This is a genomic window from Streptomyces sp. NRRL S-118 (genome assembly GCF_000716335.1).
GTDB lineage: Bacteria > Actinomycetota > Actinomycetes > Streptomycetales > Streptomycetaceae > Streptomyces.
The window spans coordinates 1-8146 of sequence record NZ_JOBL01000276.1; the positions used below are offsets into that span (position 1 = coordinate 1).

7 protein-coding genes are annotated in these 8146 nt (G+C 73.7%); 6 read left to right on the forward strand and 1 reads right to left on the reverse strand.

Annotated features, from left to right (window positions below; translation table 11 throughout):
• Window positions 1–821 precede the first annotated feature (821 nt).
• Window positions 822–1511, forward strand: coding sequence for a hypothetical protein (locus IH00_RS0103130; protein ID WP_031069255.1), 690 nt, complete (start codon window positions 822–824; stop codon window positions 1509–1511).
• Window positions 1512–1605: 94 nt separating this feature from the next.
• Here the strand turns inward: IH00_RS0103130 and IH00_RS0103135 are convergent, their stop codons facing one another.
• A complete protein-coding gene (locus IH00_RS0103135; protein ID WP_420710853.1) occupies window positions 1606–2586 on the reverse strand; it encodes an Acg family FMN-binding oxidoreductase in 981 nt (326 codons plus the stop codon).
• 315 nt (window positions 2587–2901) lie between these two features.
• Between IH00_RS0103135 and IH00_RS0103140 the strand changes: the two genes are divergently transcribed.
• The 5 genes from IH00_RS0103140 to IH00_RS0103165 all read left to right on the forward strand — a co-directional run bounded on the left by IH00_RS0103140 (window position 2902) and on the right by IH00_RS0103165 (window position 7920).
• On the forward strand, window positions 2902–3324 hold the full coding sequence (locus IH00_RS0103140) for a hypothetical protein (RefSeq protein WP_031069259.1): 423 nt from the start codon (window positions 2902–2904) through the stop codon (window positions 3322–3324).
• Between the two features lie 85 nt (window positions 3325–3409).
• A complete protein-coding gene (locus IH00_RS0103150; protein WP_052411149.1) occupies window positions 3410–4135 on the forward strand; it encodes a DUF6766 family protein in 726 nt (241 codons plus the stop codon).
• Window positions 4136–4595: 460 nt separating this feature from the next.
• On the forward strand, window positions 4596–5159 hold the full coding sequence (locus tag IH00_RS0103155; protein WP_031069265.1) for a hemerythrin domain-containing protein: 564 nt from the start codon (window positions 4596–4598) through the stop codon (window positions 5157–5159).
• 185 nt (window positions 5160–5344) lie between these two features.
• Window positions 5345–6586, forward strand: a complete 1242-nt coding sequence (locus IH00_RS0103160; RefSeq protein ID WP_052411150.1) for a PP2C family protein-serine/threonine phosphatase — start codon at window positions 5345–5347, stop codon at window positions 6584–6586.
• A 164-nt stretch (window positions 6587–6750) separates the two neighbouring features.
• Window positions 6751–7920, forward strand: a complete 1170-nt coding sequence (locus IH00_RS0103165) for a carboxylate-amine ligase (protein ID WP_031069268.1) — start codon at window positions 6751–6753, stop codon at window positions 7918–7920.
• The last annotated feature ends 226 nt before the right edge of the window (window positions 7921–8146 follow it).

An 8146-nucleotide genomic window follows, 5' to 3' on the forward strand; every position in this document is an offset into this window, starting at 1 on the left:
CTTGTCCTCGTCCTTCTTCGACTCGTGGTTGCTGCTGTAGGAGTGGTCGTCCTTCTCCCGGTCGCCGGCGCTGAAGGCGTAAGCGCTGGGGGCCGTGATGGTGAGGGCGGCTGTGACGGTGACTGCAGCGAGGAGAGTGCGAGCAGAACGCATGAAGAGATCCTTCCGTCGCAGCCTGCGTCAGCTGACGTGCTGTCTGCTAGTGGGACCGCAGCGGCGACGTGGCTACCGTCAGCCAGCTACGGGCCGCTCACCACTCGGGCTGGTATCTGGGTGAAAGCCTGTCCGTTGAATGGGCGAAGAATCGGCGTGTCGCAGCCGTCCCGGCCCGCCGCCCCCCATCACCGACCGTGGCGGCCGGCTCCGTCACCCTCGCCTGGTCATGTCCATGCCCAGCTCGTGTCCCTGGCGGCCTCCGGCCGCTCGCCAAGGCATCTTCCGGCGCGAGTCCCCGGGTGACGCCCAGCAGCTCCGTCATGCGTACGGCGTGACGGCTGGTCGTGGAGCTGTCCCGGCGCTCCTCGCCGGACCGCAACGGCGATAATCGCAAAGGCCTCTGACCATCCATCAGCTCCTCGGCCTCCTCCTTCCGGCCGGGCCGGCGCAGAGGGGCGCAGAACCCAGCGGGTTGCGCCGGACGCCGACCGGGCCGACCAGGCCGTGCGGGCGGACCGCTCATGTGATGCGATGCGGGATGCCCATCGGCGCTCACAGCGGGCGCGGGGCGGATCACGATGCCCTCCGGGGCGATAGGGGCGGGCGGGGCACGATGTCCACCGAGCACGGCAGGCACGCAGAAGCGCCGGTCCCCCTGTCGACGCGTGCGCTCACCCGGGAGGCCGGGCGGGCCCGGCGCCTCATCGCCTCGGGGCAGTGGCGTCCCGCCGCCGCGGACGCCGAAGCTGGCGGCAGCCGTCCTGGCCCGTCTCACCGCCCCGCTCCCGGCGCGCCGGTGCCCGGCGGCACGGACCCGGGCGACGGACCGGGACCGACGGCTGCAACGCGTCTTCCGCACCACCGTCCACCACCTCGACGCGGGCGCCGTCAGCCCGCCTGCCGCCGCCCTCCTGGCCGCCGTGGCCCGCGCCTTGCTGCCCTGGCATGCCGCCCCGAACCCGCCCGCCGGGGCCGCGGCCCCGCGGTACGGAGCGGCACCGCGACGGGACGACGGCGTGGCGCCGCCGACCGAAGCGGGCGAAGCCCTGCTCCCCGATCTGGCCGGACTGTTCAGCGCCCTCGCCGCGACGAGCGCGCCCGGGACCGTCCCGCTCACGCCGCCGGCGGTGCCCTGGCAGGTCCGGTACGCCGGCCGATTCCGCCGGCACGTCCGGCCCGCACCCGGGGTGTGGACCGCCGAGACGGTCGGCTGCCCGGGGTGCGGCGGTCAGGACGGTCCGTGGACCGTGACCTGCGACTGGCGCCAGGTCACGCTGGGCTGTCCGTGCGGGGTGGTGACCCACGAGCACGGCCTCGCCTTCTCCGAGGTCCGGCTCGTCCTGCCGGATGCCTGACGGAGCCCCGCAGCACGCCGGGCGACTGCGCCCGCCGCGTGGCCGGAGTGCCGGCCCCCCCCCCGTGCGCGAGGGTCACCGTGTGCCCCCGCGCTCAGGTGACCTCCAGTACCTCACTCACGGGCCGGCGCGGGGTCGGCGGCACCTCCGGCCCGTAGCCCAGGCGGATCACCATCTGCGGGTGTCCCTCGGAGGACAGCGGGTCGCGCAGCGCCCACCGGAGCGCCGGCCATTCCACGGCCTGCGAATTGAGCGTGGTGGCCAGCCCGTCCAGGGTGGCCTGCAGCAGCACCCGCTGCATCGCCTGCCCCGCCATGAGCCAGTCCGCCGGAGTGTCACCGTGCGTCTCGAGGACGGCCAGGGACGGCAGGCGTTCGAAGATGGCCGAAGATCGCTCGCGCGGGCGGGAACCGATGGCGAAGTCGCGCACGGGGGCCCGGCCGTCGTACCGGCGCGGGCCGAAGGCGGACGCGGGGATGCCGTCCGTGCGCCCCTTCGCGTCCCCGCTCGCCGTCCAGCGGGCGATCTCCTCCCGTACCGCGGGCGAGAGCGCTTCCGCCGCCTCGGCGGAGGCGATCAGCTCCAGCACCGTTTCGAGGTGCCACGTGCCCGGGAACGACAGGTGGGCTCCCTCCGCCCGCGCGGCGGCGCACAAGCCGTCGCGCAGCTCCGGTGCCACGGGCTCGCTGGTGAACGGCTCCCGGTTCGTGCGGCGCCGGCGGATCGCCGGGTGCAGCAGGTCCAGGTCCGGTTCCTCGGCCGGCCGTACGAAGGTGAGCGCGGCCAGCACCCGCGTGCCGGCGGCATCCGGAAGCAGCCGTACGCGCGCCGTCCAGCCGGAGTGTGCCGCGGCCACGCGCAGATCGAACAGCGCCGCCCCGCACCCGACGTGCAGGCCGCGACCGGCCGGATCGGTACGGGGCATGGCACGCGAAGGGTCCATGTCCAGCAGCAGGACGCCGGTGTCCGGCTGCCAGCGGAAGCGCCACGGCTGGGCGTTGTGCATGGAAGGGGCCAGGACCGCGTCGCCGACCCACGAGGTGACGGCCGCGGTGTCCGGAATCGCTGCGGTGATCATGAAGAGCTCCCTCAGGAAGGTCGCCGGACAGGGATGGTCCGGGAGCGCGTGGCGTTGCGCCCGGCAGCGGAGGTCGTCGTTGTCACCTCCTCCATCCACTGCCCAGACTCCGCTTCCGGCGGCCCGCGGGACAGGGCCGACCGGCCCGCCGGGGTGGGCCGACCGGCTCGCGTGCCGGCGGCGGGGCGCAAAGACCTCCGGTCCGTCCCCCGGTTGCGGAGGTGTGAGCGTGGATGTCCCATGAGCGGGTAACCGCACGGCACATGATCGACCGGCAGGGGAACGCAGCCGCCCAGGCCGCCGGGAGGCGAGATGCGAGGACGCTGGTACGGCCGAGGGGCCACGGCGCTGGCGCTCCTCACCACGGTCGCTGCGTGCGGCACTCCCTCCGAGCGGCGCGACGACGTCACCGCCGAAGTCACCCGGTTCGAGCAGGCGCTGGACGCCGGAGAGCGTGAGCGGCTCTGCGCGGCGCTCGCACCCGCCACCAGGGAAGAGCTGGAGCAGTCCGCCAGGAGCGGGTGCCCGGAGGCGATCGGCGACGCCCTCGAGGAGCGGGAGATCACCGCGGGCGGTGCCGTACGGGGGGTGGACGTCTACGGCGACCAGGCCCGGGTGGTGCTGGAGCAGGACACGGTGTTCCTGGCGCGCTTTCCCGCCGGCTGGAAGGTGACGGCCGCCGGCTGCCGGCCACGACCCGAGCGGCCGTACCAGTGCGCGATCAAGGGCGGGTGACGACCGTGAAGACCCTGTTCATCGGGATCCTGCTGGTGATCGTCGGTGGTCTGGCGTACTTCATGACGCTGGGACTGATGCACCGATGAGCACCGCGCCGGAAGCCGGCCAGGGCACCGCAGCGGACGAGCACCGGCTGCGGCGCTTCCTCCGGCACAACGGGCTCGGCCTGTTCTTCCTCACCACGTTCCTGCTGGCCCTGATGGGGCAGGCGGTGGCCGGGCACGCCGAGTTCAACAACGAGCTCGTCGCCGAGGGACTCGCCCCCGTCGGCTTCGGCACCTACCTGACGACGTCGGACTTCGCCGTCGACGTCACCGAGAACTGGCAGTCGGAGTACCTGCAGTTCTTCCTCTACATCTTCGCCACCGTCTGGCTGCTGCAACGCGGCTCACCGGAGTCCAAGGAGCTCGGCAAGGCCGGCACCGAGTCGGACGAGGAGCAGATGGTCGGAGAGCACGCCAAGGCCGGATCCCCCCGCTGGGCCAAGCACCGCGACTGGCGGGGAACCGTCTTCTCCCGCTCCCTCGGCCTGGTCATGGGCGGCATCTTCCTGCTGTCCTGGCTGACCCAGTCGATCACCGGTGTCGCGGCCTACAACGAACAGCAGCTGCGCCGGCTCCAGGCACCGACCACGTGGTCCCATTACCTGTCCTCGGCGGACTTCTGGAGCCGCTCCCTGCAGAACTGGCAGTCCGAACTGCTGGCCGTCGCCTCCATGGCCGTCTTCGCCGTCTTCCTGAGGCAGCGCGGATCCCCGGAGTCCAAGCCCGTCGGCGCGGCCCACGACGCCACGGGCGTCGAAGGCTGAGCCGCTCCTGCGCCGGCGAGGGGCCGCGGTGCCACCGCTCACCCTCGGCCACCGGAGTGAAGTGCGGCGCCCGTGCGAGGCCGTCGGCGTGTCGCGTGGGACGTATCCGTGCTGGGTGCCGAGGCAGCGCCCCTGTGTCGGTACCGCCCGGCGACGGCGTACGTGCGGCGTGCGTGCGGAGTGAGGAGCACGTGGTGGTGCGTACGCGGACGACGTCCCCGGCCGCTCGCGTGACGGCCCCCGGCCCCGCACCGGCAGCTCGCCGCTCCGCGGACGCTCCGGCCGGGCGCGCCGACACGAGCGGCGCCACCGGCCACCCCCACCGCCGACTGCCGACCGGATCGGCGCGTGCGCGCACACGGCCGACGGGTACACGCGAGACGCGGCCGGCCCACGCGGACGGAGAGCGGGACGGCCGGTCCGCGCACAACCCCGAACGAGGAACGACAAGGAGCGGACCATGGGACATGGCGGAAACGTCATTCAGGAACTGACCGCGGACCACCGCGAGGTGGAGGAGCTCTTCGCGCGGATCGAAGCACTCCCCGCGGGCGACGAGAGGCGGCGCGACCTGGCGGACGAGCTCACCATGGAGCTCATCCGGCACGCGGTCGCGGAGGAGGAGTACCTGTACCCGACGGTGCGCCGGTACGTCGACGGAGGAGACGACCTCGCCGACAAGGAGATCGCCGATCACAGCGAGGTCGAGCGCATGCTGAAGGAGCTCGAAGGCTGCGATCCCGGTGACGGCAGGTTCGACACGCTGATCACGCGGCTGCGGACGGCCGTCGGCGCGCACGTCGCCGACGAGGAGAACCGGCTCTTCGGCCTGCTCGTCGAGTGCTGTTCCGCCGGAGCCCTGGACGAGCTGGGCGAGAAGGTCCGCTCGGCCAAGAGGACCGCACCGACCCGCCCGCACCCGTCCGCTCCGGACACTCCGCCGGCGAACAAGCTCCTCGCGCCGGGCACCGGCATGGTCGACCGCCTGCGGGACATGCTCAGCGGGCGAGGCCGACGGGGCTGACGCCCACCGGGACGGACACGCGCCAGGCCCCGCCACCGCGCGCGGGCCTGCGCGGCCGCCGTCCTTCCGCGGCGCCCGGGGCAGGCGGACGGCGCGACCGCGCACACTGGGTGGACTGGGCCTACCGCCCATGCCGGCCGACGGAAAGAGGGGCCGTGACGGACCGGGACGAGAGCTCCCGGCGCATGCTCGCCGGGCTGCTGGCCGAGAGCCATCTGACGCCCTTCGAGCTGCTGCCCTCACGTGTCGCGGCACACGCGCGGGCCGCCGGGCTCAGTGACGTACGGATCTACCTCGGCGATCTGCAGCGTGACGTCCTCCGGCTGCTGACCGGGCGCGGCCCGGACGCCGGCGGGGGCGGCACGCCGTACGAGAGGGAGCTGACCGTCGACGGGACGGTCGCCGGGCGTGCGTACCAGTACGGCCAGATCCTGCCCGCGGGCGGGAAGGACGGCGCCCACCACCGGTGGGTCCCCCTGCTGGACGGCACCGAGCGGCTGGGGGTCCTGCACCTGACGGCCGCCGTGGACGACGAGCACACCGTGCAGGACATGCTGGCCCTGGCGGCCCTGGTCGCCATGATGGTGGTCGGCAGCCGGGACACGAGCGACTCCTACGCCCGTCTGGCCCGGACGAGCCCCATGAACGTGGCCGCAGAGATGCAGTGGCAGCTGATGCCGCCGCGCACGTACGCCGACGGCCGGGTGGTCATCGGGGCGGTGATGGAACCGGCGTACCAGGTCAGCGGGGACGCCTACGACTACGCCACCGCCGAGGACCTCGTCCACCTGTCCGTCTTCGACGCCATGGGCCACGACACCGCGGCCGGCCTGACCGCCAACCTCGCGCTGGGCGCCTGCCGCAATCACCGCCGGCAGGGCACCGGGCTCGCCGATCTCGGCGACGCCGTCGAACGGGTACTGCTCGAGCAGTTCGGCCCCAGCCGCTACGTCACCGGCATCCTGGCCGACCTGGACACCTCGAACGGCCGGCTGACCTGGGTCAGCCGGGGCCACCACCCGCCGCTCGTCATCCGCGGCGGACGCTGGACCACCCATCTGCAATGCCGGCCCTGCCACCCGATGGGCACCGACCTCGGCCTGCCCACGCACGTCGGGCAGGAGCAGCTGGAGCCCGGTGACCGCCTCGTCCTGTACACCGACGGCATCACCGAAGCGCGGACGCCCGGCGGCCAGGAATTCGGGCTCGAGCGCTTCACGGACTTCCTCGTCCGCCACCACGCCGGCGACCTGTCCGTCCCCGAGACGCTGCGCCGGCTCATCCGCGCGGTCCTCGAGCACCACGCCGGGCAGCTCCAGGACGACGCCACCATCCTGCTCTGCGAATGGCTCGGGCCCGCACCGTGGAGCTCCCGCACCGCGCCCCTCGCCGGGGTGCCCATGCCCCCTCGCGACCGCAGCGGCTGACCACCGGATCCCGGCCGGACGGGTCTCCCCGGCGCCATGCCCCGGCGCACCAGGTGTGCGGGATGTGACGCCCGTGAAGCTTCGAGGCGTAGCTCCGGATCTTCCGGGGCACCCGATGGCCCGAGATGCGGTGACGCCGCACACTGACCCTCCAAGGAGTTCCCGTGACGGTTCGTGTCGGGGTGGAAGAAGAGTTCCACGTACTCGATGTGGAGACCGGAGAGCTCGTCCCGCGTGCCGGTACGGTTCTCGGCGACCTGCCGGACAAGCGTTTCACCACGGAACTCCTGCAGTCCGCCGTGGAAACCAACAGCGAGGTGCACGCGACGCTCGACGGGCTGCTGGCCGACCTGAGCAGTGCGCGGCGCGAGTTGCAGGCCGCCGCGTCCCGGCACGGGCTGGCCGTGGCGGCGGCGGGCACGGTGCCCTACCTCCACGAGAGCGCGGCACGGGTGACCCCGGGCGGCCGCTACCGCCGGATGGTCTCCGCGTACGGCAGAGTCGCCGAGGAGCAGCTCATCTGCGGTCTGCACGTCCACGCGGACGTGCCGGACCGGGACACCGCCGTCCGCATGATGTGCCTGATCGGCCCCTGGATACCGGCCCTCCTGGCGATCTCGGCGAGTTCCCCCTTCTGGAACGGGTCGGACACCGGGTACGCGAGCTGGCGCACCATGCTGTGGCAGCGCTGGCCCACCGCCGGCCCGGCGGGCTGTTTCGCGGACGCCGCGGCCTATGACGCGGCGGTGACCGAGCTCATCGATTCCGGTGTGGTGAACGACCCCGGAATGATCTACTACGACCTCCGGCCTTCGGACCACCAGCCCACGCTGGAGCTGCGTGTCTGCGACTCCGCGCCCAGGGCCGAGACCGCCGTCCTGGTCGCCGCTCTGTTCCGGGCCCTGGTGATGCGGGCAGGGGCACGCCTGGCGAACGAGCCCGCGCCCCGCTGCCGGGGCCGGCACGAATGGCTGCGGGCGGCGACGTGGCGCGCCGCGCGGTCGGGCCTGGAAGGGGACCTGATCGACCCGGTGTCCCGTCGGCCCGCGCCCGCGCCCCGGGTGATCCGCACGATGCTGACCCGGCTCCGCGCCGAGCTCGAGGCGTGCGGCGACTGGCCGGCCGTGCGGGAGCTCGCGGACAGGGCGCTGGCGGAAGGCAGTGCCGCGCACCGGATGCGGCGTACCGCAGCCGAGGAGGACCCCCTGGCCTGTGTCGACGAGCTGGTCGCGCTGACCGGTGGTGCCGAGCGCCCCCGCCGCCGGACCACGCCCCTGCTCCCCGTCGCCCGCGCGGACCTGCACCGCGGGCAGGTGGAGGCCATCGGCGGCTGAGCCGGGCAGCCGGTCCCTTCCTGGCGGGTCCCTCCGGGGCCCGGACGGCCCCGCCGGGCGATCCGGCGGGGCCTCGGCCGGACCGACCGGGGGGATCGGGCCGGCGGTCATCCTCCTGCGCGGCAGGCAGGAGCCGACGGGGGTCCGACTCAGCGGCCGTCCCGCCGTCCCGCCGGTAACCGTTCAGTCGGCGGTGTACCGGCTCAGGGCCTGCCCCATCGCGGCG